Below are 24,730 nucleotides of genomic sequence, written 5' to 3' on the forward strand. Positions count from 1 at the left end.
CCGTTGCTGCTTTGTTCGACTGCCGCGCCAGTCTTGTGAATATGGATCTCAGACGTCGGCGAGGTCCCGGATCCGGCCGCCGTACCAGTGTTCAATGAGTGCCCGGGCGATGGAGAGCCTGCTGGAAATGGTGATCTCGCCGCTGAGCACGGCGTCCTGGAGTTCCTCCCGGCTGAACCAGCGCGCCCTGGTGACCTCCACGCCGTCGGGCGTTGCCACGGCGTCATCGGTGACGGCGGTAAATCCAAGCATAAGGGAGGCGGGGAAAGGCCACGACTGCGAGCCCAAGTACTGGCAGGCTTTCACGCGGACACCCACCTCCTCGAACAGCTCCCTGACCACGGCTTGTTCCAGCGACTCCCCGGGTTCGACGAAGCCGGCCAGGGTGGAGAAGTTTTTTGCGTCGGCCGGCCCCCCGCCGCCCAGGAGCAGGCGGCCATCCGGGCCCACCACCGTCACGATGATGGCAGGATCTGTCCGCGGATAGTGCTCGGACGAATCCGCGGGGCAACGCCGCACCCAGCCTCCGGCCTGCACTTCAGTGGGCGTGCCGCACCGCGGACAGTGCGTATGGCCGGCGTGCCAGTTGGCAATGGCACTCGCCTCCACAAAGAGCGCTGTCGCCGTGGGACCCAGGCCGGCGGCCACATCACGGAACCCGGCCCATGAAGCCTCTTCGGGAACGCCTGCCGTTCCCGGCTCGACCGGGGCGGGCAGCACGAACAGCAGCAGTTCCGTCCCCGTGGGAAGATCGGCCGCCGGCAACGCGGAACCCAGGTAAACCATCAGCTCCGGAACGGTACCCGCCGCCGCCAGCTCCGCGTGCAGGGAGCGGGCGTTGGAAAGGAGCAGGCTGCCCCCGCTCACCAGCCCTTGCCTGCCTGCCAACACAACCGCCAGGGTGTCCGGAGCGGCCAGGAGCTCTTCCACCATTCCTGCCTTCATCCGTTCCGTGGAGCCCCTGTCCACCAGGGCGGGCCGCACCGGAAGCAGGGTGTCGCGAAGATGGTTGGCAGCCAGGAGTCCCGGCCCGTCCGGCATGATGGCTGGTTGCCCTTGGGCGGGCGTTTCCTGGTGGACGGGCGTGGCAGACTCCGCGTGGCTCATGACTCCACCGTACTGACTGGGACTGACATTTGAACATTTTGGCCCCGTTGGGTATCCCCCTGTTTTGCACGTATCTGGAGACTCGCCGCTACCGGACCGGCGTCTTGGACGGCGGGCAATCTACCGTGGGACGGTGAGAAGAAAACCGATTGAACTGGCAGCCGTTGCAACCGCAGCAGTCCCCGGACTGACCCCGACGGCAGTTAGCTCCGCTCCGGATGATCCCGCGGACTTCGACTCGGCGCTGCTCCTTGACTCCGAAGGCAAACGCTGGCGCGTCAGGTCACCCCGCCATGCGGAAGCCAGCGCCCGGCTGGAAACGGAATTCCTCGTCCTTCGTGCCTTCGCTCCTGCCATCCGGGCTGAACTGCCGTTCCTCATGCCCACGGTGGCTGGCAGCGTCCGGCTGGGAACCCTGAGCACCTTCGTCTACTCGCACCTGGCCGGCAGCACCCGCAGCGTTGAGGACCTCACCGCCGGCCCGGCTCCGCTGGCCCGGGAGATCGGCGCTGCCCTGGCAGCCATCCATGACCTTCCGAGGTCGCTGGTCAGCAACGCCGACCTGCCCAGCTACACCCCCAATGAGTTCCGCCAGCGGCGCCTTAATGAGCTGGACCAGGCGGCCACCACCGGCAAAATTCCTTCGGCGCTGCTGCTGCGCTGGGAACACGCCATGGAAGACGTGTCGCTCTGGCGCTTCAATCCCTGCGTGGTGCACGGCGACCTGCACGAGGACAACCTCCTGGTGGAGGGCCAGCGCGTCACGGCAGTCACGGGATGGACCGATCTGCGGATCGGCGACCCCGCCGACGATTTCGCATGGCTGGTGGCCTCCAACGAACAGGACTTTGTTGACGCAGTCCTGGCTGGCTACACCGCCAGCCGCCGCGACACCCCGGACGCGCACCTGCTGCGCCGGGCAGCCCTGTCTGCGGAGTTTGCCCTCGCCCAGTACCTGGTCAAGGGCATCGCCGCGGGGGACGCCGAAATGGTGGCCGAAGCAGAGGGCATGCTTGAAACGCTGGCCGCTGACATCGCGGAGCACGGAGGCCAACCCATCAGTGTCGAACCCCAGCCGCCAATCCAGCCAGGGCAGACGGCCGACGTGGCGCCGGCAGGTTCGGGCGCCGGCACCGCATCGGACACCCAGTCCCCGGAGGGCCAGTCCCACGCGGGTTCTTCCACGCAGGAAGCGCTCGACGGCGGCCCGGCGGCGGGAATGCCCGCCGTGACGGTTGTTCCGGTGCCGGTCCAGCCCTCAGTTTCCGCCATTCCGTTGCCGGCGCAAGCAGCAGTTCACGTGACCAGGATTCCTGAGGCGCCTGCCGCAGCAGCAAAGGGCGAGGGCGTGCCGGCCACGGAGCACGGCAGCGACACGGCTTCCCCGGCCGACGCGGACCAGGGCGCCGGCAGAGCAGGAGACGATACCTCCACTGCGGCCCTTTCCGTCATCAAAACCAACCCCGGCCAGTAACCGTTCGCTGCCGAGCCCGGCAGCGAACGGTTACTGGTTGGCAACAGCCGCGGCAACGATCCCTTCAAGTTCTGCTGCTGTCCCGAGATCGTGGGGCCGGACTACCTCGTTGTCTCCCACGTAGAAGAACGCTGCCCGTACCGATTCAACTGGAACGTCCATGAGCCGCGCCCAGGCAAGCCGGTAGACAGCAAGCTGTACGGCCCGCGTCTTGAGCCGCGCGCCCGACGGCCTTCGCCCCGTCTTCCAGTCGACCAGATCCCAGCGTCCGTCGGCGTCGCGGAACACAGCATCGATCCGACCACGCACCACCACGTCGCCCACCCGGGTTTCCACCGGAACTTCCACGTAGGCAGGCGCCCGGTCGGCCCATTCCGAAGACCGGAAAGTTGCCACCATGGCGTCGAGGTCGTAAGCGGCATCAATGTGGTCATCAGACCCTGGGGCCTCGCCGAGGTCGAGCATTCCCGCGGAGCCGAAGTAGTCCTCCACCCATGCGTGGAAGGCTGTCCCCTTGCGGGCGGACATGCCAGGTTCTCTTGGTACGGGCCGGCGGAGCCTGGCCAGCACGGCCGCCGGATCCTCCTCCAGGTCAACCAGGGTGGAAGCAGAGATGTGGGTTGGCAGGTGGACGTCCTGTCCCTGGGACCGGCGTGAACGGCGTTGCAGCAGCAACGCAGCTTCCCGGGCCCAGCCGGCTGCCGGGCCGGCCAATCCGGGGTTTTTGGCCGGGTCCTGCTGGGCCAGGAGATTGGCGGGCCCTTTTTCCAGTTCGGCCAGCACCCTCGCTGCGGCGGCTTCCATGGGTGCCCTGCGCCCTCCGGAGAGACGGAGCCGTTCTCCCGAACGGGGATCAATTGGTCCTTCCAGGGGATCGTAAGGCCAGCCCGCCACTTCCGTTTCCAGCGTCAGAGGGCTGTTTTCCGGCAGGGCTTCTTCATCGAGTGACAGGGGATGCACGCTTGCACGGGCCAGTGATCCGGCCGCCGGCACCGCCAAGGTTTCCAGTTCGGCAAGGAAGGGGGACATGGTGCTCCGGCCCGACCGCGAGCCTACCCAGGCAGCGCTGGACACCCACAGGACATGTTTTGCCCGGGTATAGGCCACGTAGGCAAGCCTGCGTTCCTCCGATTCACCGTGTACCTGCACGGCTGCCTTGAAGTCTTTTTCGGCATCGATCCAGCCCTTCTGGTCCGGCTGGTCCAGGTCCCATTGCGGGAGGTCGGACCGGTCCCCGCGAAGCGGCCACGGAAGCGCAGCGGTTCCGCTGCTCCAGCGTGAATCCTTGTCGGTGGGGAAAGCCCCGGCGTTCAGCCCCGGAACGAACACCGCATCCCATTCCAGCCCCTTGGAGGCGTGAACCGTCAGGAGCTGGACGGCTTCCCGGTTCACGTCCCCGGGCGGGGCCTCGAGGCCGTTTTCCTCAGCAGCTGCTGCCTCGAGCCACGAAAGGAACGCGAGGATGTCCACCCTGTGGGAGGTGCGCAGGAACCCGGCAGCAGCGTCCTGGAAGGCGTCGAGGTTCCGCCGGGCCTGGTGGATGCTGACACCGGGCACGGCCGCAACTTCGATGTCGAGGAGCATGGCCCGTTCAACTTCGCCTAGCAGGGTGGTGAGGTCATCGCCAAGGTAGCCACGAAGCTGGCGCAGCTCGACGGACAGACGCTGGAGCCTCCCGCGGGCAACCTCCGTCAGGGACCGCCCGGCGGAGGAGGTCCAGCCCTCGCGGGGCAGCCAGTCAAGGGCTTCGACCAGGCTGGCGCCGTCGGTCAGGTCAGACTCCGGGACCGTTCCGTCGTCGTCCCCGGGTTCATCACCCTCCGGACTTGTTGAAAGCTGCCCGCGCCGGCGGGCCAGGTGGCTGGACCAGTCGCGCAGCGCCATCAGGTCTGCCGGTCCAATCCGCCAGCGGGCACCGGCCAGCAGGCGCATCAAAGCATCGGACCTGCCGGGGTCGGCCAGGACCCTGAGGGTGGCCACCAGATCCACCACTTCCGGGGTATCCAGGAGCCCGCCGAGCCCTACAATTTCGTAGGCAATGCCGCGTGCCTCAAACTGCCGGCGGATCGTTTCCATCTGGGCACGGCGCCGGCACAGGACGGCGAGCGCCGGGGCCACCGACGATCCGTCCGTCTTGGTTTCAAAGTCAGTGACCCGGTACTTCAGGACATCGTCCGCGAGCGCAGCGGCCTCTTCAGCGTCGCTGGCGAAGCGCCCCAGGACCACCCTGCCCTCCACTGCGAACGGACTGGGCTGCAGCGGCGGCACGCTGGCCGCGGCTGTGGCTCCCCCGCCGGCCGGTCCGCGCTGCGCTTCTGCCTTGGCCAGGGATTCAGACATGACGTTGGCGGCGGCCAGGATCGACTTGCCGTTCCGCCAGGCCGTTGTCAGGTACGACGTGGGGGCCGGCTCCCACCGGGCGGGGCCTTCCGCCGGGCCGGTGCGGACCGGGAACTCGCGAACGAAGTGGAACAGCTGCCCTGCCGAGGCGCCCCGGAATCCGTAGATGGATTGATTGGGATCGCCCACCGCAGTGACGGCGTGACCGCCGCCGAACAGGCGCGAGAACAGGACCAGCTGGGCATAGGAGGTGTCCTGGAATTCATCAAGCAGCACCACCTTGTACCGCTGCCGCTCCATGTGTGCCGCGAGGGGAACATCGCGGGCCACCCGGGCGGCCAGGGAAACCAGGTCCCCGAAGTCCAGCGCTCCCCTGGCGCGTTTGGCATCCGTGTAGCGGCCCACCATGTCCGCCACGCTGGCCCGCGTCCTCAGCATGCGTGCGATGTCCGCGGCTGCCTGGGGCGGATTCTTCTGCTTCTCGGCGAGGTACGGCAGCGCCTCATAGTCGGCAAGCCGGGCCATCAGCCAGGCCTCCACCTCCTCGGGCTCCTGCAGGTGTTCGGCACATTCGCCGGCCAGCTGGACGACGGCCTTCACGAGGGTGGACTTGGCCGCGCGGAAGTGGCCGTACTCGCCGTCGTACGCCTCGACGACTTCGGTGGCGAGTTGCCACGCCTGCGCCCCGCCCAGGAGCACCACGTCCCGCTCGACGCCGAGCCGAAGCCCGTAGTCCGACACGACGCCGCTGGCGAAGGAATGGTAGGTGGAGACCTTGGGCTCAAGGGCGTCACTGCTGATCATCCCGGCCGGAAACAGCGGTGCGCCGGTGTCCCGGGACGCCACCCGCTGCAACGCCACGAGTTTGGCCCTGATCCGCGACGCGAGTTCGCCGGCGGCTTTCCGGGTAAACGTCACACCGAGGACTTCCTCGGGCCGGACCCAGCCGTTGGCCACGAGCCACACCACACGGTCCGCCATGGTGGCGGTCTTGCCCGAACCTGCCCCTGCAATGACCAGACGCGGCGTCAGCGGCGAGGAGATAATTGCCGACTGCTCCGTGGTGGGGACGTTCTTCTCCCCCAGCAGGACCGAAAGTTCCTCAGGGCTGAAACGCACGGGCGGCGGGAATTCGGCGTCAGCAGGTTCGGCGGTTGGCCGGCCGTCGAGGGGCGCCTGCACATCCTGGCTCATTCGGTCACCTGCCGTCCGCGGGCACAGAGCGGGCAGACCTCAGGTAGCCGGCAGCCGTGTCCGCCAAAGCTTCCCTTACCGGGGTCGTGCCTGGCCTCGAACGTGTTGCCTCCCATGACGGCTGCGGCCTCCTTGACCATGTCGAGCGCCCAGTTGTCCTGCGGGTCCAGCGGCTCCTGTTCCTGGACAGCGGGCGACTTCGCCGTTGTCCCCAGCTGGGCAAGGACCGCCCCGCCGGGAAGCACCTGCCCGGTGTCGCTGCCATCGCCGAAACCGCCGGCGAGGACGGCGGCCTGGTAGGCGCCCAGCTGCGGGTGGCTGGCCAATTCAGTCTTCCCCGGCTGCCGTTTCCCTGTTTTCAGATCGACGATGACCAGTCTTCCCTCGCTGTCGATTTCGAGCCGGTCCACCTGGCCGCGGAGCACTGCTTCCCGCGGAGATGCGTCATCGAGCAACACTTCTCCCAGGGCAATGTCAAAGTCCTGTTCCACGCCGAGCAGGCTGCGTCCGCTGCCGCGCATCGCCAGCACGTATTGGGCGAGCTTCCGCACCATGGCCTCGGCCCTCTGGTGGTCGAGCCTGCCCTCCCAGTTGTCTTTCATTCCCAGCTGCGGCCAGCGCCGGGCAAGCTCTGCAACGTATTCGTGGCCGGACGCGTCAGGCATGTCCTGGGCGATGGCGTGGACCAGTGTGCCGAGGCTGCGGGCAAAGTCCGTCGCCGCTTCGCCGCCGGCTGCCTGGACGAACCAGTCCAACGGTGATTTCTGCACGGATTCGACCTTTGAGGGGGAGACAAACACCGTGCCGCCCGGCGGCACCACGGCGTCGGCGGATGTGAGCGGCTGAATCCCCCACCAGCTGTCCGGATGGGCGCCCGCGACCGGAGGCTCGGCGGCCGCGAGGCCTGCCAGGACCTTCGCCGCCTCCTGCGCCTGGGCGCCCTCAAGCTGTGCGTGCTGGCGAAGCTCCGCGACGAGGGCACGCAGCGTCATGGGCCGTTCAACTGCCGTGAAGCTCCGTGCATCCCCACCCGGGGCCAACGGTGCCGCGTAGTCCAGGAACGACGACGGCTGGTCGTCCTCGGAGGCCACAGCAGTGCAGATCAGCAGTTCCTCCGCACGGGAGACGGCAGTGGAAAAGCTGCGGAGTTCGTCATACCGGATATCGCGCAGCCGGCTGAGCGGGTCGCGCTGCAGGGCGTAGGCCGTCCCGTGCTCAACAGCGTCAGCGTAGAGTGTGCTGCCCAGGAGCTCCCCCCGGAGCCTGGTATTGGGCCACACCCCTTCCTGCAGGCCTGCGATGAGGACTACTGGCCATTGGCGGCCCGCGGCGCTGGCCGGGGTCATGAGTTCGACGGCGTCGTCCACCTGGGCACGGGCGGCGAGAGTGTCCATGGGCAGCTCCTGGTTCAGGAGATATTCCAGGAACTGTTCCGGGCCGGCGCCGGGCATCTGGTCCACGTAGCGCTCTGCCGTGTGGAACAGGGCCATCATCGCGTCCAGGTCCCGGTCCGCCCGGGCGCCGTGCGGTCCCCCGGCCAGTGCGGTTTCCGTCCAGGCCGCGGAAAGTCCGGTGGCGCTCCACAGGGCCCACAGCACAGACTCGGCGTTGGCCCCCGGCTGGCCTGCCGCTTCCTTGCCGGACTGGATCATCCGGGCAGTCCGGCGGGCGGCACGGCCTTCAATCCCGAGGCTCCCCAGTGCCCCTGGTTCCAGGAGCGCCTCGACCAGCAGGGAGTCGCTGCCGCGGCCGCCCCCGCCCGTCAGCTCCTCGCGCCGAAGCGATTGCCGGAGCCGCCGGAGTTCAAGGGGGGTGGCTCCACCGATCCTGGACGTCAGGAGCGATACCGCCGCTTCGGGTGTCAGGAGCGAGGGGTCCAGGGCGATGGCATAGGCGTCCAGGAGGGGGCGGACGGCCACTTCGTCACGCACCGCCGACTCAGCCACCGGGACCCGCACAGGGACGCCCTGCCCGGACAGGTAGCGCTGCAGTTCGCTGACCTGGCCGCCGTTGCGAACGATGACTGCGATGTCCGTCAGGGGCCGGCCCTGACCGATGTGCTGGTCGAGAATCCGCTGGGCCACGTACCGCAACTCGTGGACGGCCGAGGGCACCAGATGGGCTTCAACCCGGCCCGGATCATCGCCGGCGGAGCCTTGCTCCAGGCGGCGCGAAAGCTGGCCGCCGGCCCGCTGGGAGATGCGGCCTGCCACACCGAGCCAGGCTTCCGCGACAGCGGGAGCCAGCCGGTGGGCGTGCCATAGTGGCCTTTCGAGCACCAGGGCCTCCGGCGACAGCAGCCGGGGCAACTCGGCCACAAGATCGGGCCGGGCGCCGCGGAACCCCTGGACCACGGTGTCCGGAGAAGAGGTGACCAGGCAGTCCTTGCCGGCGGCGATGTCTGCCAACAGTTCGAAGACCGCAGGGTTGGCTTCCTGGATGTCATCCACCAGGATCAGGTGCAGCCGTTGTCGCTCCGCGGCGAGGAATTCCGGGGCGTCCTGGAAGATCTGCCGGGCAGCGGTGATGATGCCGGCCGGATCGAAAGCCTCCGGCATGCGCAGGTCCAGCACATCCCTGTATTCGCTGTAGAGGGCGGCCGCCGCGATCCAGTCCTGCCTGCCACACGCCTTGCCCAGCTCCACCAGGTCGGCGGGTGTCCGGCCGGACTCGATGATGCGGTCGAACAGCTGGCGGACTTCCTGCCGGAACCCGCGGGTCTCCAGGGCACCCGAAAGGTCGGCGGGCCAGGGCAGTTCCAGCCCGGGCAGCCGGTGCCCTTCCAGCAGCTCCTTGATAACCAGGTCCTGTTCCGGACCCGAGAGGAGCCGCGGCGGCCTGGAAAGGGGGATGATGCCTTCAGCCTTGGCCCTCCTGATGAGGTCGAATGCGTAGGAGGCCCAGGTCCGCGCGGGAGTGGTGCTAAGGCTTCTGTCCAGACGGGCGGTGAAGCGGTCGCGGAGGTGGTCCGCCGCCAGCCGTGTTGGGGCGAGGATCAGGATCCCTGCAGGGTCAAGGCCGTCTCGGTGGACCCGTTCTACGGCGGCCTCGACAAGGACGGTGGTCTTGCCGGTTCCGGGAGCTCCCGGAACCAGCACAGGCCCGGAACCGGCCGCGACGTCGACGGCGGCTTGCTGGTCCGGGGTCAGTGCGGGCCGTTGGGCATGGGACTGGCTCGGAGGAAGCAGCCTGAGGGGGCCGGAGCCGGAGAGCATACCCTGCGCAGCGCGGCCGCCAGGAGCTTCCCCGCCCGCCCCGCCGCGGTCGCCAAAAACCTGGACAGCCGGGTCCGGGTAGTCCTCGAGGGGGCCTGTCAGTGGGAGTGTTACCGTCACACCGACATCCCATCATCAGCCACTGACAATCTGTGGAGCTCGCGCTCCAGTTGCTCCGCCACCGCATCCATCCGGTCGAAATCCTCTCCATCGGGTGCCCAGCGCGCCGCCTGGAGGTCCACCCGCCACCGGCCGTCTCCGGTGCGCTGCCACTCCCGGTAGGCGCCGACCAACGGCGTCCCTTCATCAAGGTATCGGCCCAGCGCGTCCGCCTCGTGTCCTTCGGGGGCGTGTCCACTGGCCTTCAGGATCCGCCACCACGGGACGCCGTTGCCGTAGTGGCTCATGACCGAACCGATCTGGCGCGGTCCCCCGGAACCCAACAGTTCCGCGACGTCGCCATACGATACCGCGGATCCTGCCGGCACCATCCTCACGATGGCGAGGACCGCCTGCACATACTCAATCCGCATTGATCCAATGTAGCCGCAGTGGCGTTCCACGGAATTGTCCGGGGGTCCCTTTAGCGTGGAGGTATGAGCACCTGGAACACCCTCCCCCGCGCCGCTTTTGACCTGGAAACCACCGGACGCAACTCGCGGGCCGCCCGGATAGTGACCGCATCGGTCACCGTCGTGGACCACAGGGGCGAGGTCATCCGGGAGCACGAGTGGCTGGCCGATCCCGGGGTTGAAATCCCCACCGAAGCCAGCGATGTGCACGGCGTCACCACGGAGCAGGCACGCAAGGACGGCCGTCCCGCGCATGAGGTCACCAGGGAGCTTGCTGCAGTGCTGCAGGAACTTTTCGATACCGGCGTCCCCGTCATCGCGTTCAACGCAAGCTACGACTTCACCGTCCTGGCGGCGGAGTCGGCCCGGTACGGTGTTCCCCAGCTCACCCGGTTCCCCGTGCTGGACCCCTACATCATGAACAAGCAGGTGGACCGCTACCGCAAGGGCAAACGCACCCTGACGGCCCTCTGCGAGGAGTACGGAGTGGTCCTCGACAATGCCCACACTTCCGCAGCCGATGCCCTGGCCACCTTGAAGGTCCTGGACGCCATGGCAGGTAAATTCCCTAAACTGATGATGCCCGCAAGCCAGCTCCATCAGCTGCAGGTGGATTGGGCGGTGACGCAGGCCGCGGATTTCCAGGGGTATCTCCGCAAGACGAAGCCCACGGCCGTCATCGAAGGTGATTGGCCCGTCCTGCCCCCGCAGGACGCTACCGGCGGCGGGTTCTAAGCCCCCATAACCCTGCTGCGAGGCACGTCACAGTAGTGCCGCGTAACATTTGGCGCGTCCGGGAGCACCCATCTGTTCGGCTGTACTGGATTTGACCGGCCGCCCGGTGCCCGGGACGCACCATTGGCCGAATTTCATACGGTCTTGTCTCAGCTTGGTGCCCGGATCTTCGCCTCACGGCAGTGTTTGCCCAAGGTGAGAGAATTTAGTTTTGCGGTCACCCCTGCCCTGGCCATGCTGGACCAGCACCGGGCAGGTGCCAGGCGCCACCAGCGCAGCCTTGCGGCCCGGCTGACTTAAGACTCAATGAAAGTGACAACCTGATGAAAATCAAAGCGATGAAGTGGCTGACTACCGCTCCCGTTGCCATTGCACTGGCGGTCTCCCTGGCCGCATGCGGCTCCGGCTCTTCCCAGCCGAGCGGAACGCCCACGGACGCCCTGCAGGGCAGCGACCAGCAGACGCTGGACAAGTACACCACTGCCGATGTCACCCCTGTCGACAAGATCGACAAGACCAAGCTTGGCCTGAACACCGAAGGCAAGCTCGAAGTGGGCACGCTCTCCGACGCCCCGCCGAACATCTTCATCGACCCGTCCGGCAAGTTCACCGGCTACGATAACGAGCTCCTGCGCGCCATCGCCGGCAAGCTGGGCCTTGAGGTCGAGTTCGTAGCTACGGACTTCTCCGCACTGCTGTCCCAGGTTTCCACCAAGCAGTTCGACGTCGGATCCTCCTCGATCTCCACCACGGACGCCCGCCGCCAGAACGTTGGCTTCACCAACGGCTACGACTTCGGCTTCATGGCTGTTGTCGCCAAGAAGGACAGCGACGTCAAGGGCTTCGACGACCTCAAGGGCGACCTCCGCATCGGTGTCGTCCAGGGCACGGTCCAGGACGATTACGTCACCAACACGCTCAAGCTCGAGCCCATCCGTTTCCCGGACTACGCCACGGTCTACGCCAACGTGCGCAACGGCCAGGTGGACGCCTGGGTGGCGCCGTCGCAGCAGGCAACCGGCCAGGTCAAGGAGGGTGATGGCACCGTCATCGCCGAGTCCGTGGTCAACACGCAGAACTTCACGGCCTACGCCGTCGCCAAGGACAACCAGCCCCTGATCGACGCCCTGAACTCCGGCCTGGACGCCGTGATTGCCGATGGCACCTGGTCCAAGCTCACCAAGGAGTGGTACCCGGACCGCGAAACGCCGACTGACTGGAAGCCGGGCAGCAAGGCCGCCACGGCTCCCCAGAGCTGATTGAGCCGGGACGTTTATGGATCTCCTCGATCAACTGGCTGACACCTTCTTCAACTGGGAGGAAATGGCCAAGGTCATTCCCTCCCTGTTGTCGGTGGGCCTGCCCAACACCCTGATCCTCGCCGTGGCCTCCGGCATCCTCGGTTCCCTGCTGGGACTGTTGCTGGCCATGATGGGTATCTCACGGAACGCCGGTGCGCGTTGGGTTGCCCGCATCTACACGGACATTTTCCGTGGCCTCCCGGCCATCCTCGTGATCCTGGTGATCGGCATCGGCCTGAGCCCGATTGCCCGGGAAATCACGGGCTCGCGGAACCCGTACCCGTTGGGCATCCTGGCCCTGACCCTGGTCGCCGCCGCGTACATTGGCGAGATCTTCCGTTCAGGCATCCAGAGCGTTGAAAAGGGCCAGCTTGAGGCGTCGAGGGCGCTCGGGTTCAGCTACGGCAGTTCCATGCGCCTGGTGGTGGTGCCGCAAGGTATCCGCCGGGTCCTCCCCGCCCTGGTGAACCAGTTCATCTCGCTGCTGAAGGACTCCTCGCTGGTGTTCATGCTGGGCCTTGCTGCCTCGGACCGCGAAATCTTCCGGATCGGCAACGATGCCATGGCCAACACGGGCAATCTCTCGCCGCTGGTGGCTGCGGGCGTCCTGTACCTGATCCTGACCGTCCCGCTCACCCACTTCGTCAACTTCATCGATAACCGGCTCCGCACGGGCCGGCCGGAGAAGAAAGAACCCGACGACGTGGCAGCACCTATCGGCAAGGGGGCACAGGCATGACGGAATTCGCTTCCGGAACCCTGACCGGCAAGAACCTGCACCTTTCGTTCGGACACAACCACGTCCTGCGCGGCATCGACCTGCATGTGGAGAAGGGCACCACCGCATCGGTGATCGGCCCTTCAGGTTCGGGCAAGTCCACCCTGCTGCGGGTCATGAACCGGTTGATCGAGCCGGACCAGGGCGACATCCTGCTGGATGGCCGCTCGGTCCTGAAGGACAATCCGGACGAGCTGCGCCAGCGGATCGGCATGGTGTTCCAGCAGTTCAACCTCTTCCCGCACAAGACTGTGGCGGAGAACGTGACGCTGGCCCTGCGCAAGCTGCGGAAGCTGCCCAAGGACCAGGCGCGTGCCGAGGCCCTGGAGCAGCTGGACCTGGTGGGACTGAAGCACAAGGCTGATGTCCGGCCGGCCAACCTTTCCGGCGGCCAGCAGCAGCGCGTCGCGATCGCCCGCGCACTGGCCATGAAGCCCGAGGTCATGTTCTTCGACGAGGCCACATCAGCGTTGGACCCCGAGCTGGTCAAGGGTGTCCTTGCGCTGATGACGGACCTGGCCAAGGGCGGCATGACCATGGTGGTGGTGACGCACGAGATGGGCTTCTCCCGGAACGTGTCGGACACTGTGACATTCATGGACGCCGGCGTGGTGGTGGAGTCCGGCCCGCCGGAACAGATCTTCACGGCTCCCGCGACGGACCGTCTGAGGGGCTTCCTCTCAGACGTCCTCTAGCCACGGGAACACAAGGAAAATCCCCGGTTGCGCCGCAGCCGGGGATTTTTCATGTTCAAGGCCGCACGACGACGGCCCTCGCCAATGGGGGCACCTCGTCTTGCTGGACCGGGCGGAAACTAGCCTTGCGCGGCTGCGGCAGCCCTGGCCGCTGCGGGCAGGGCGTCGAAAATCCGGTTCATGGCAGCGTCGTCGTGCGCGGCGGACAGGAACCAGGCTTCGAAGACCGACGGGGGCAGGTACACGCCGGACTCCAGCATCGAGTGGAAGAACGGGGCGTAGCGGAACGCCTCCTGGCCCTGCGCATCTGCGTAGTTGTGGACCCCGTGGGCCGAGGTTCCGAACGCCACCGAGAAGAGGTTTCCGGCGAACTGGATGGAGTGGTCCACTCCGGCTGCGTCCAGTGCAGAGGACAGCGCGGAGGACAGCTCCAGTGAGCGTACGTCGATGTAGGAGTACACGTCACGGGTCGCATGGGTCAAGGTGGCCACGCCCGCGGCCATCGCCACGGGGTTACCGGAGAGTGTTCCGGCCTGGTAGACCGGGCCGGTGGGTGCGAGGTAGTCCATGACGTCGGCACGTCCGCCGAGGGCCGCCGTCGGCATTCCGCCGCCGATGACCTTCCCGAAGGTGAGCAGGTCCGGCGTCCACGGGTCTGCTGCGTCCGGAGCGCCGCCGGTGAGCCCCCAGTAGCCGGAGTAGCCGGTGCGGAAGCCGGTCAGGACTTCGTCGACGATGAGCAGCGCGCCGTGCTCCCGGGTGATCTGGGAGAGGCCCAGGTTGAAGCCCTCGCCGGGAGTGACCACGCCCATGTTGGCAGGGGCTGCCTCGGTGATGACGGCCGCGATGTTGGGCCCGTGGGTGGCGAACGCCTCTTTCACAGCCGCGAGGTCGTTGTAGGGCAGGACCAGGGTTTCGGCCGCGGTTGCCTCCGTGACACCGGCCGAGCCGGGCAGGGCGAGGGTTGCCACGCCGGATCCTGCGGCGGCCAGCAGCCCGTCCAGGTGTCCGTGGTAGCAGCCGGCGAACTTGATGATGAGGTTGCGGCCGGTGAACCCGCGGGCCAGCCGGACGGCGGTCATGGTGGCCTCGGTGCCGGTGGAGACCATGCGGAGCCGTTCGACGGCAGGGACGCGTTCCATGACGATCTCGGCCAGGTTGGCCTCATCCGGAGTGGAGGCGCCGAAGGACAGGCCTCGGTCCACTGCAGCGTGGACCGCGTCAAGCACGGCCGGGTGGGCGTGACCCAGCAGGGCCGGACCCCAGGAGCACACCAGGTCCACATACTCGTTGCCGTCGGCGTCCATCAGGTACGGGCCTTTGGCTGAGACCATGAACCGGGGCGTGCCGCCGACGGACCCGAAGGCCCGGACCGGCGAGTTGACCCCGCCCGGCATCAGCTTGCGGGCGCGGTCGAAAAGTTCCTCGTTGCGAGGGGTGCTGGAAGTCATGGTTCCTATTCTCTCAGTTTGCCGGCGCACCGGGTGCCGCCCTGATCAGCTGGCGGCGGTGCCGGGGCCGGTTTCGCGGGACGCCGGGAGGCGGCACGGAAGGTCAGCCGGCGAGGGTGTCTGCCACCCTGGGAGCCACCACCGTGCCGAGCAGTTCGATGGAGCGCATCATGGCCGCATGCGGCAGCGGTCCGTTGCTGTACTTGAAGTCGAAGCGGTCCACGCCCAAGTTCCGTTTCAGCTGGACGATCTTCCGCGCCACCGTGTCCGGGGAGCCGACGTACAGGGCACCTTCCGGGGCGCAGAGGGCATCAAACTCGCCGCGACCTGCCGGACCCCAGCCGCGTTCGGCACCGAGCCGGTTGCGCAGTGCCAGCCAGTGCGGGAAAAACTCCTCCCGCGCCTGCTCATCCGTGGCAGCGACGTGTCCCGGTGAGTGCGTGGCCACCTGCTGCATGGGATGTCCGTATTTGCCCATGGCTTCGCGGTAGAGGTCCGCCAGTGGACCGAAGGCACGCGGCTGGCCGCCGATGATCGCGAAGATGATCGGGTACCCGTACTGGGCGCACCGCAGCACGGATTCGGGGGTTCCGCCCACGCCAATCCACGTGGGCAGCAGGTGGTGTTCGAGCGGCGGGTAGACGCTCAGCCCGTGCAGTGAGGGACGGGTCCGTCCTTCCCAGTGCACGGGTTTTTGTGCCCGCACCTTGTCAAAAAGCTCCAGTTTTTCCTCGAAGAGGACCTCGTAGTCGGCCAGGTCAAGGCCGAAGAGCGGGAACGATTCCACGAAGGACCCCCGCCCCAGCATGACTTCGGCGCGGCCGTTCGAGATCGCATCCACCGTCGAGAACCGCTGGAATACCCGGATGGGATCGTCGGAGCTCAGCACGGTCACGGCGGAGCCGAGCCGGATCCGGGACGTGCGCGCCGCGGCTGCGGCCAGGAAGACCTCCGGCGCGGACACGGCGTAGTCCTTGCGGTGGTGCTCCCCCACACCAAAGGCGTGGAGTCCGACGGCGTCTGCCAGCTCCGCCTGCTCCAGCAGCTGGCGCAGGACTTCGGCGTGCGGTTGGGGGCTGCCGTCCGGATTCACGCCGACATCGCCGAACGTGTTCAGGCCGAGGAGGATGCGGTCCCCGCCCACTGGGGCCGTTGGGGACGCGGCCGGCGATTCCGGGACCAGTCCTTCGCCGGAAGTCGCGGTCACCGGGCTTCCTTCAGCCAGCCGGCGAGCTCTGCGGCCCAGTACGTGAGCACCATGTGGGCGCCCGCCCGGCGGATGCCGAGGACGGACTCGGCAATGGCTGCCTTGCGGTCGATCCAGCCGTTGGCGGCAGCGGCTTCGATCATCGCGTACTCCCCCGAGATTTGGTAGGCGGCCACCGGCACGGGGCTCATGGCGGCGACGTCAGCGACGATATCCAGGTAGCTCATGGCCGGCTTGACCATGACGATGTCCGCTCCTTCCGCGAGGTCCAGTTCCACCTCACGCAGCGCCTCGGTGCGGTTGCCGGCGTCCATCTGGTAGGTCCGCCGGTCGCCCTTGAGCTGTGAATCGACTGCTTCCCGGAACGGGCCGTAGAACGCCGAAGCGTATTTCGCCGAGTAGGCAATCACGGAGGTGTTGGCGTGGCCGGCGTCGTCGAGTGCGGCCCGGATGGCGGCGATCTGGCCGTCCATCATCCCTGACGGCCCCAGCATGTGGGCACCCGCCTCGGCCTGGGCAACGGCCATTCTGGCGTAGATCTCCACGGTGCGGTCGTTGTCGACGTACCCGTCGGCGTCGAGTACTCCGCAGTGGCCGTGGTCGGTGAATTCATCCAGGCAGACGTCGCTCATGATGACCAGGTCGTCGCCCACTTCGGTACGGACGTCGCGGATGGCCTTGTTCAGGACGCCCTCCGGGTCGAGGGAGGCGGTCCCTTCGGCGTCGCGGGTTTCCGGGATGCCGAAGAGCATGATGCCGCCCAGGCCAAGTTCAACCGCCTCGGCCGCAGCACGTTTCAGGGAGTCAGTGGTGTGCTGCACCACGCCTGGCATGGACGTAATGGGGTTCGGCTCGGTGAGCCCTTCGCGGATGAAGGCCGGGAGGATGAGTTCGGCGGGGGCCAGCCGGGTTTCGGCGGTGAGCCGTCGCATGGCGGGGGTGGTGCGCAGGCGGCGGGGGCGTTGGCTGGGGAAAGTCATGGATGCTGTCCTTCAGGTTGTTGCGTGGGTGCTGCTGCGGCCGGGTGGTCTGCCCGGTCAGGGCGGGGTGAGGGCTTTCACGACGGCGGCCACCAGCCCCTCGGGGGTGGGCTCATCCGCCACCGCGGCCACGGGCAGGTCCAGCGCGGCTGCCTGTTCCGCCGTCGAACGTCCGATGGCCACGAGCCGGCAGCCGGCCAACGGTGACAGGGCGGCAATGCGGCGCACAGCGCTCGGGGATGCGGCCACCACGGCGGAGATTTGTCCGCCGGCGATTTCGGCCGCTGCGGCTTCGGGTGTGAGCAGCGTGTACGACGCCGTCGCCTGGCTGGCGCCGCCGTCTTCCGGCTGCACGGCGAGCCTGCGCTCCGCTGCCGCCGGGAAGTCGACCGTGCGGTAGGCCGTTACGGCGGTCACGTCGCCGCCGCCTTTTCGAAGTCCGTCGGCCAGCGTGTCGGCGGCAATGTCGGCCTGCGGCAGCAGGACCCTGCCGCGCCCGGTCCAGGCTTCCAGGAAGCCTGCGGCCGACTGTTCCCCGGCCGGCGTCAGCTCCACTGCCAGGCCCTGGGATTCCAGGATCCTGCGGGTGGCAGGTCCAATCGCCCCGATCCTGGTGGCCTGAGGGACCAGGCGGCCCAGTTCCAGTCCGCGTTCCGCTGCCTTTTCCATCAGGACGTGGACGGTGGTGGCGCTGCTGACCACCAGCCAGTCGAAGGCACCGGCGGCCAGGGCGTCGCAGGCGACATCCAGGGCATGCTGGTCCGGCGCGCGTTCAAAGTCGATCAGCGGCAGCAGGACGGGAGTGGCTCCTGCCCGGGCCAACGCCTGGACAAGCGCCGCGGACCGTTCCGGGCTGCGGGTCACCAGGACGCGGGTTCCGCTGAGCGGTCCGTCCTGGCCCGGTGCGCTGGAAGGTATCGTCATGGCCGGGTCAGGAGGCCTGGAGGTCGGCGATGTCGGCGGCCCCGCCGGCAAGGAGGACTTCGGCCAGCTCGATGCCCAGCAGTGTGGCGCCCACTTCGGTGAGCCCGTCCGTGGCGCGCTTGTCCCGGACGGAAGCTTTACCGTCCACGGCACACACCACGGCTTCCAGGTGGAGCATGCTGCCCTTGCGGTACGCGTAGGCACCGACGGGAGCGGCGCAGCCGGCTTCGAGCCTGGCCAGCAGGGCGCGTTCGGCGGTGACGGCCAGCCGGGTGTCGGGGTCGTCGAGGGCGGCCAGAGCCTGCGCCAGCACTTCCTGGGAACCCTCCGTTGCTCCGGGTTTGCGCGGCGCGTCGGAGGTCCGGCACTCGATGGCGAGCGACCCCTGGCCCGCGGCCGGGAGCATCACGTCGGGTTCAAGGAATTCGCTGACGGCGTCCAGCCGGCTGATGCGCTCCAGGCCCGCGGCCGCCAGCACCACGGCATCAAGGTCGCAGGACTTCCCGGGAACCACCTCAGCGGTGGTGTTGCCGGGCAGTCCGGGGACGCGGCCCAGGCGGGTGTCCACGTTGCCGCGGATATCCACGATCTCCAGGTCGGCGCGCGCGGCCCGCAACTGGGCTGCGCGCCGCGGCGAACCCGTCCCCACCTTGGCGCCCTCGGGAAGGTCCGCGAGCTTGAGTCCGTCCCTGGCGCACAGCACGTCGCGGACGTCCACGCGTTTGGGTGTCGCCGCGAGGCTCAGGCCCACGGCGGCACCCGTGGGCAGGTCCTTGAGCGAGTGGACCGCCACGTCGCATTCGTCCCGAAGCAGGGCGTCGCGCAATGCGGCCACGAACACGCCTGTGCCGCCCATCTGCGAGAGCGGCCCGGTGAGGACGTCGCCGTCGGTCCGGATGTGGACGAGCTCCACGGGGAAGCCTCCGACGGCGGCGAGCTGGTCCGCGGTCTGCTGCGTCTGGGTCAGGGCGAGCTTGCTGGCCCGGGTGCCGATGCGGACAGTCACTGCTGCGCTGCTTCCCCGGACTGGCCCGAGGCGGTGCCGGATCCGGCGGCCGGATACGGGTCGTGCCCGGTGCCGACGGTGGTGTCCGCCCCTGCGATGGTGGGTTTCTCGCCACGGAAGTTTGCGCAGCAGCCGGGCCGGCACACGTCGTACCAGGGACCAAGGCCGGTCAGCGCCGGGCGGTCGCTGACGTTGTTGGCCAGCGTGCGTTCGGAAATCAGGTCCACCAGGCCGTCGACGAACTTCCGGTGCGTGCCCGGAGTGGGGACACGGGTAGCTGCCAGCCCAAGGTTTGCACAGGTTTCCAGGGCCTCGGTGTCCAGGTCCCAGACCACCTCCATGTGGTCGCTGACGAAGCCCAGCGGAACGATGACGATCCCCTTGGTGCCCTTGCCTGCGAGTTCCTCGATGGCGTCGTTGATGTCGGGTTCGAGCCACGGCACGTGCGGCGCACCGGACCGCGACTGGTACACCAGGGACCAGTCCGCGGTGAGCCCGGATTCTTCCTTGACGCGCTCAATGACGGCAGCGGCGGTGGCAAGGTGCTGCGCCACGTACGCGGAGCCTTCCTCAAATTCGCGCGGTTCGCCCTCAGACCGGCCGGCGGCCTCGGCATCCCGGGTGGGGATGGAGTGGGTGGCGAACAGGATCTGGACCGGAGCGTCGGGGGTTCCGGCGTCGGCCAGCTTGGCGCGGACCTCGGCGAGGCCTGCGGCGGTGCCTTCAATGAACGGCTCCACAAAGCCGGGGTGGTCGAAGTACTGGCGGACCTTGTCCACTTCGAGGCGTCCGTCCAGGCCGGTTTCCGTCAGGGCCATGCCGATGTCCTCGCGGTACTGGCGGCAGCTGGAGTAACAGGAGTAGGCACTGGTGGTGACCATCAGCAGGCGGCGGTGCCCGGCGTCGTACGCGTCCTGCAGCGTCTCCGGAATGTACGGCGCCCAGTTGCGGTTGCCCCACAGCACGGGCAGTTCGATGCCGCGGGCAGCGAGTTCAGCCTCGAGTGCGGCCTTCAGCTCACGGTTCTGCTGGTTGATGGGGCTGATGCCGCCGTTGGCACGGTAGTGGTGCGAAACTTCCTCGAGCCGTTCGTCGGGGATGCCGCGGCCGCGGGTCACGTTGCGGAGGAACGGGATGACGTCGTCCTGGCCCTCGGGGCCGCCGAAGGAGGCGAGGAGGACGGCGTCGTAATTCTTGGGAGCCATGCGGCCGGCCTCGGTGACGGGGTTGGCGACGGCGGTCTGGGGGTCGAGCGGGCTCATGCGAGTACCTCGGCTACTTCCTCGGCGGAGATCCGGCGTCCGGTGTAGAACGGGATCTCTTCACGGACATGGTTCCGCGCCTCGGTGGCACGGAGGTGGCGCATCAGGTCGACGAGGTCAACCAGTTCGGGGGCCTCAAGGCCAAGGATCCATTCCCAGTCGCCCAGGGCGAAGGAAGAGACCGTGTTGGAGATGACCTGGGGGAAGTCGCGGCCCAGCAGTCCGTGGTCGCGGAGCATCTTGCCGCGCTCGGCGTCGGGCAGGATGTACCACTCGTAGGAGCGGACGAACGGGTAAACGCACAGCCATTCGGCCGGGGCAACGCCGCGTGAGTAGGCCGGCGTGTGGTTCTTGGCGAACTCGGCTTCGCGGTGGACGCCCATGGCCGACCAGACAATCTCCGTGCCCGCGAACAGGTCGCTGCGGCGGATGTCGCGGATGGCCTGCTGCAGAGCCTCCGGCTTGGGGCCGTGGAGCCACACCATCACGTCGGCGTCGGCGCGCATGGCCGAGACGTCGTAGCTGCCGCGGTGCGTGACACCGGCGGCCGCGAGCCGTTCCAGCAGCGTTTCGAAGTCAGCTGCAGCATCGGCGCTGCGGGCAACCTGCCCGGACCGCTTGAAGACCGTCCAGAGGGTGAAGAACTGCTCGGCTGATTCTTCGGTTTTAGTGACAGATTCGGCAGAAGTGTGGCTCATGGTTACAAGTTTGCCCCTTCGTTACCCCCAAGTCGAAACCGAATACTTCTACAGCGTGTAGAAGTGCTCAATGTCACAGACACCCCGGCGTCCGCCGCTGCGCGAGTGTCCGTCAGGGCTTGCGAAGACGCAGGTAAACGAGGCCCGCTGCACCACCCACGGCAACGAGCCCAATGCCCAGCCACACCACAGCTGTCTGCATTTCTGACTGCGCCGGCGTCAGCGTGCCGGTGCTCCGAACGGTACTGCTCGCAGCGGCGCTGCCGGGCAGTGTTGCGGCCCGGGGCACGCGCGTGTCCGCCACCTGCCCCAGCCCCCTGGCTGCAGATACCAGCCGGTCCGCGCCCGTCGATCCGGCAGTGCCCGAAGCACCGCCAGCAGATGCGTCGCTGCCGGGAACAGCTTCGGCGGACGGCGCGGCGCCGTCCGTGGACGATGGCTGGGAGGCTGCCGGCGCAGCCACAGTTGGGGGCACCCGCGGCGCGTTCGCCCGGGGAGCGGCAGGGGCCTGCTGGGCCGCCTGGAGTTCGGGGGCGGCCTGGGACTGTCGCGTTTCCGGTGCGGCCTGCGTGGTGGCGGCACCGGCAGGTGCCGAGGCGGTTGCCGATGGACCGGCCGGGCTGCCGGAGGGCAAGGGCAGGGGCAAGTCCGGGAGCGGAACCGGCGGGAGGGTCACGGCCGGCGCAGTGAGCGCCCTGGCAGTGGACGTGGGAGCAACGGTGGCGGTGGCCGTGGGAGCAACGGTGGCGGTGGCCGTGGGAGCAACGGTGGCGGTGGCCGTCAGGGATGCCTGCACTGCCGGGACCAGCGACGCCGGAACGGAGATAACGGCCGGGGCTGCCGTCCGCCGGCGGGTGTCCTTCGCGGTTGCTGTTTCGCGGGGTTCGCCGGGCTCCTTGGCCGCCCCGGAGCCGATTGCGAGGGACACATTGACAGGCAAAGAACCCGCGGCCAGTGTGGCCGACGCGGCGCTGTCGCCGGGGTCAGCCGTCCCCTGGTCTGCCTGGGACGCCTGCGCGCCTGTGGTGAGAACCAGTACCGCTCCGACTGCCGCTGCTGCTGCGCTGCGTCGGATTCCCCCATGGATACCGGTCCGGGACATTGAAAGCTCGGACCTGTGTTGAACCATGGTCATCGACCCTAACCAAAGCCGGCAGGGAAAGAAAAGTTTGCAACCGCGGCCGCTATATGCGCGGGCGAGCCCCAAAGCTGGTGCCGCCCTCCTGACCAGCGGCGATGGTCAGGAGAGCAGGTTTCGCAGCTGCGTCCGGGTGTCGGACACCACGGCTGCCAGGCCGTTGCCGGCCACCCAGCCGCCCACGACGGCCAGGGCGCCGGTTCCCGAGCAGGCTTCCCGGATGGACGCTACCCGTGCACGGTGTCCCACCGCCGCAAACGGCAGCGAGCCGCGCCAGCGGACCACGTCCCAGTCCACAACGTCGCTGCGCCGGATGGGAACTTCCAGCAGCGCCGAGGCGTCGTGCAGGGCAGCTGCAAGCAGTTCCTCATCGGTATCCGGACCGCGCTGCTTCTCTGGCCCGCCGTCGCCGTCGGCCCGCCCGTAGGACAGCCGCACTATGTGCCGGCCCGTCCCGGCGGCTTCGCGCAGCCATTCCCATTTACCGGTGGCGTGCGTCAAGGCCTTCGCACCGATGCCGGGCGTTTGCGGCGCCACCAGGACGCCGGTGCCGCGCGGTCGGCTGTCCAGCGCCGCATTGCCAATGACCAGGGTCACCAGCTTCACGTCGGGGCCGGCGCCGGGCTTCTTTCCTGCGATGCCCGGAACCGTCGGCGCCAGGAGGTCGACGGCGGCGGGACCGTCGGTGGCCACCACCAGGACGGCGGCGTCGTAGGTTGTTTGGCCGGCGGTTACCCGCCATCCCTTGGACGTGCGGTCCGCGGATTCGGCGCGGGTGCCCGTCAAAAGGGTCACTCCCCTGGCTGCGAGGTCTGCCACCAGCGCGTCGGTCAGCGTGTGCATTCCGCCCTTGAGTCCGGCGACGGCGGAGCCGGCTTTTGCGGGGCCGCCGGCTTTGCCCCGGCGCAGCGCGGAAACCGCGGCAGCGAGGGAACCCTCCCGGCGCAGTCCGGCACGGAGACCGGGCGCCACCATGTCGACGTCGAGCATCCCCGGATCCGCCGAGTGGACGCCCCCCACCACCGGCGCCACCAGCCGTTCCAGGACGCGCTTGCCCATCCGCGCGCGGACCAGCGCAGCCACGCTCGTCACGTCCGTGCCGGCACCTACCGACGCCGGGAGGAAGCGGTCCGCTGAGGCACGGAGCGCACCGAACAGGCCCAGGGAACGCCGGACTTCCGGGTCCCACGGATTGGCCGGGATGCCCAGGACGCCTGTCTTGGGCAGCTCGCGGGGGCCCTCGGGCAGCTGGACCCACGCGCCGCCAGGCCGGGGCGTGACGATGTTGGTGTCCAGGGCGAGTTCGGCGGCGAGGGATGCGACGGCGTCGGACCGGGTGGCGAACGATTCCGCCCCGCTGTCCAGGCTGATCCCGGCCACCGTGTGGCTGCCGACGCAGCCGCCCCAGGCGCCACTTTCCTCCAGCACCGTCACCCGGTAACCCGCTGCGGCGAGTTCCCTCGCGGAGAGCAGGCCGGATATTCCCCCGCCCACCACCAGCGCCCGGCTGGTTTCTGCCGGCGAGCTGTCCACGCGGCTACTCCGGGGAGATGGAGTGGATGAGTTTGACCACGCGGGTCAGGACGTCCGGGTCGGTTTCCGGCGGGACGCCGTGGCCGAGGTTGAGGACGTGGCCGGGTGCCCCGGCTCCGGCGGCAATGACTTCGCGGACGTGTGCTTCGAGGACGTCCCACGGAGCGGACAGGAGGGCGGGGTCAATGTTCCCCTGGAGCGGTACGGAGCCGCCCAGCCGGCGGTTGGCTTCGTCGAGCGGCAGGCGATAGTCCACGCCCACGACGTCCACCCCGACGTCGCGCATGGCAACGAGGAGTTCTGAGGTGCCGGTTCCGAAGTGGATCAGCGGTGCGCCAAGGTGGCGGACGTGGTCAAGGGCGCGGGAGGATGCCGCCGCCACAAACCGCTGGTAGTCAGCAAGGCCCAGCGAGCCTGCCCATGAATCGAAAAGCTGGCCCGCGGATGCTCCGGCTTCAAGCTGGGCGCGCAGGAAGAGGCCGGAGGCGTCGGCAGCCCAGTTGGCCAGGGCGTTCCAGGTTTCCGGATCTGCGTGCATCATGGTGCGCGGGCCCAGGTGGTCGCGTGACGGCTTGCCTTCCACCATGTACGCGGCAAGGGTAAACGGCGCGCCGGCAAAACCGATCAGGGGCGTTTTGCCCAGTTCGGCAACGGTGAGGCGGACAGCTTCCCGGATGGGTTCCAGGGCTTCCCAGGTCAGCTTCGGAAGGGCGGCCACATCCGCTGCCGTCCGGACGGGCTTGTCCAGCACGGGGCCGACGCCGGGGACAATGTCGACGCCCACGCCGGCCAGCTTGAGCGGAATCACGATGTCCGAGAAGAAGATGCCTGCGTCCACGTCGTGCCGGCGGACGGGCTGGAGGGTGATCTCCGAGGCCAGTTCGGGCCGGAGGCAGGAGTCCAGCATGGCGATGCCTTCGCGGACCCTAAGGTATTCCGGCAGTGAACGCCCGGCCTGCCGCATGAACCAGACGGGGCGGCGGGACGGCTTGCCGCCCCGGTAGGCCGTGATCAGCGGGGAGTCTGCGGTGCGGCCATCCATGAGCGGATGGTCTGCGGCGAGTGTGCCGGCAGCGGAGACGGCGGGGCTAGGAGTCATGCCTTCGATTGTGCCCAAAAT

The 24,730-nt window shown here is 68.2% G+C and carries 19 protein-coding genes; 5 read left to right on the forward strand and 14 right to left on the reverse strand.

The features are described from left to right. Nucleotides 1-48 precede the first annotated feature (48 nt). Nucleotides 49-1,107 (reverse strand): NAD(+) diphosphatase, encoded by a 1,059-nt coding sequence (gene nudC, locus AC1DBN_RS04090; protein WP_091721530.1) that lies wholly within the window; start codon nt 1,105-1,107, stop codon nt 49-51. 133 nt (nt 1,108-1,240) lie between these two features. Here nudC and AC1DBN_RS04095 point away from each other — a divergent pair, with 133 nt between their 5' ends. Beyond that, a complete protein-coding gene (locus AC1DBN_RS04095; RefSeq protein WP_091721532.1) occupies nt 1,241-2,581 on the forward strand; it encodes a macrolide 2'-phosphotransferase in 1,341 nt (446 codons plus the stop codon). Between the two features lie 30 nt (nt 2,582-2,611). On the opposite strand, the gene AC1DBN_RS04100 is transcribed toward AC1DBN_RS04095, so the two are convergent. The 3 genes from AC1DBN_RS04100 to AC1DBN_RS04110 all read right to left on the reverse strand — a co-directional run bounded on the left by AC1DBN_RS04100 (nt 2,612) and on the right by AC1DBN_RS04110 (nt 9,863). Next, nucleotides 2,612-6,115 (reverse strand): ATP-dependent helicase, encoded by a 3,504-nt coding sequence (locus AC1DBN_RS04100; protein WP_477722611.1) that lies wholly within the window; start codon nt 6,113-6,115, stop codon nt 2,612-2,614. Further along, nucleotides 6,112-9,330 (reverse strand): ATP-dependent helicase, encoded by a 3,219-nt coding sequence (locus tag AC1DBN_RS04105; RefSeq protein ID WP_477722729.1) that lies wholly within the window; start codon nt 9,328-9,330, stop codon nt 6,112-6,114. The genes AC1DBN_RS04100 and AC1DBN_RS04105 overlap by 4 nt, the downstream gene beginning before the upstream one ends. A gap of 116 nt (nt 9,331-9,446) precedes the next feature. Further along, nucleotides 9,447-9,863, reverse strand: a complete 417-nt coding sequence (locus tag AC1DBN_RS04110) for an MGMT family protein (RefSeq protein ID WP_314213769.1) — start codon at nt 9,861-9,863, stop codon at nt 9,447-9,449. A gap of 63 nt (nt 9,864-9,926) precedes the next feature. Here AC1DBN_RS04110 and AC1DBN_RS04115 point away from each other — a divergent pair, with 63 nt between their 5' ends. The 4 genes from AC1DBN_RS04115 to AC1DBN_RS04130 all read left to right on the forward strand — a co-directional run bounded on the left by AC1DBN_RS04115 (nt 9,927) and on the right by AC1DBN_RS04130 (nt 13,411). Beyond that, a complete protein-coding gene (locus AC1DBN_RS04115; RefSeq protein ID WP_015937658.1) occupies nt 9,927-10,637 on the forward strand; it encodes a 3'-5' exonuclease in 711 nt (236 codons plus the stop codon). Between the two features lie 323 nt (nt 10,638-10,960). Continuing rightward, entirely contained in the window at nt 10,961-11,896 is a 936-nt protein-coding gene (locus tag AC1DBN_RS04120; protein ID WP_091721540.1) for a substrate-binding periplasmic protein, read from the forward strand. A 16-nt stretch (nt 11,897-11,912) separates the two neighbouring features. Then, the gene (locus tag AC1DBN_RS04125) at nt 11,913-12,677 is read left to right on the forward strand and encodes an amino acid ABC transporter permease (RefSeq protein ID WP_314213772.1); all 765 of its coding nucleotides are present in this window, start codon (nt 11,913-11,915) and stop codon (nt 12,675-12,677) included. After that, nucleotides 12,674-13,411, forward strand: a complete 738-nt coding sequence (locus AC1DBN_RS04130; protein WP_091721542.1) for an amino acid ABC transporter ATP-binding protein — start codon at nt 12,674-12,676, stop codon at nt 13,409-13,411. The genes AC1DBN_RS04125 and AC1DBN_RS04130 overlap by 4 nt, the downstream gene beginning before the upstream one ends. A gap of 119 nt (nt 13,412-13,530) precedes the next feature. Here AC1DBN_RS04130 and hemL read toward each other — a convergent pair whose 3' ends face one another. The 10 genes from hemL to hemE form a co-directional block, all read right to left on the reverse strand. Then, nucleotides 13,531-14,862, reverse strand: a complete 1,332-nt coding sequence (gene hemL, locus AC1DBN_RS04135; protein ID WP_091721545.1) for a glutamate-1-semialdehyde 2,1-aminomutase — start codon at nt 14,860-14,862, stop codon at nt 13,531-13,533. A gap of 103 nt (nt 14,863-14,965) precedes the next feature. Next, entirely contained in the window at nt 14,966-16,069 is a 1,104-nt protein-coding gene (locus tag AC1DBN_RS04140) for an LLM class flavin-dependent oxidoreductase (RefSeq protein ID WP_314213774.1), read from the reverse strand. After that, on the reverse strand, nt 16,066-17,049 hold the full coding sequence (gene hemB, locus AC1DBN_RS04145) for a porphobilinogen synthase (RefSeq protein ID WP_091721549.1): 984 nt from the start codon (nt 17,047-17,049) through the stop codon (nt 16,066-16,068). Before hemB ends, AC1DBN_RS04140 begins: the two co-directional genes overlap by 4 nt. A 57-nt stretch (nt 17,050-17,106) precedes the next feature. After that, nucleotides 17,107-17,973, reverse strand: coding sequence for a uroporphyrinogen-III synthase (locus AC1DBN_RS04150; RefSeq protein WP_231994303.1), 867 nt, complete (start codon nt 17,971-17,973; stop codon nt 17,107-17,109). Between the two features lie 7 nt (nt 17,974-17,980). Continuing rightward, a complete protein-coding gene (gene hemC, locus AC1DBN_RS04155; protein ID WP_091721551.1) occupies nt 17,981-18,979 on the reverse strand; it encodes a hydroxymethylbilane synthase in 999 nt (332 codons plus the stop codon). Continuing rightward, a complete protein-coding gene (locus AC1DBN_RS04160; RefSeq protein ID WP_477722612.1) occupies nt 18,976-20,241 on the reverse strand; it encodes a ferrochelatase in 1,266 nt (421 codons plus the stop codon). Before AC1DBN_RS04160 ends, hemC begins: the two co-directional genes overlap by 4 nt. After that, nucleotides 20,238-20,939, reverse strand: a complete 702-nt coding sequence (gene hemQ / locus AC1DBN_RS04165) for a hydrogen peroxide-dependent heme synthase (RefSeq protein WP_091721556.1) — start codon at nt 20,937-20,939, stop codon at nt 20,238-20,240. Before hemQ ends, AC1DBN_RS04160 begins: the two co-directional genes overlap by 4 nt. A 112-nt stretch (nt 20,940-21,051) precedes the next feature. Then, nucleotides 21,052-22,068, reverse strand: coding sequence for a hypothetical protein (locus AC1DBN_RS04170; RefSeq protein ID WP_477722613.1), 1,017 nt, complete (start codon nt 22,066-22,068; stop codon nt 21,052-21,054). 111 nt (nt 22,069-22,179) lie between these two features. Continuing rightward, nucleotides 22,180-23,610, reverse strand: a complete 1,431-nt coding sequence (gene hemG, locus AC1DBN_RS04175) for a protoporphyrinogen oxidase (RefSeq protein WP_314213784.1) — start codon at nt 23,608-23,610, stop codon at nt 22,180-22,182. 4 nt (nt 23,611-23,614) lie between these two features. After that, nucleotides 23,615-24,709 carry a uroporphyrinogen decarboxylase gene (hemE, locus tag AC1DBN_RS04180; protein ID WP_477722614.1) on the reverse strand — a complete coding sequence of 365 codons (1,095 nt, stop codon included), beginning with the start codon at nt 24,707-24,709 and terminating at the stop codon, nt 23,615-23,617. Nucleotides 24,710-24,730: the final 21 nt, after the last annotated feature.

This window comes from Pseudarthrobacter sp. 10T415, assembly GCF_056394175.1.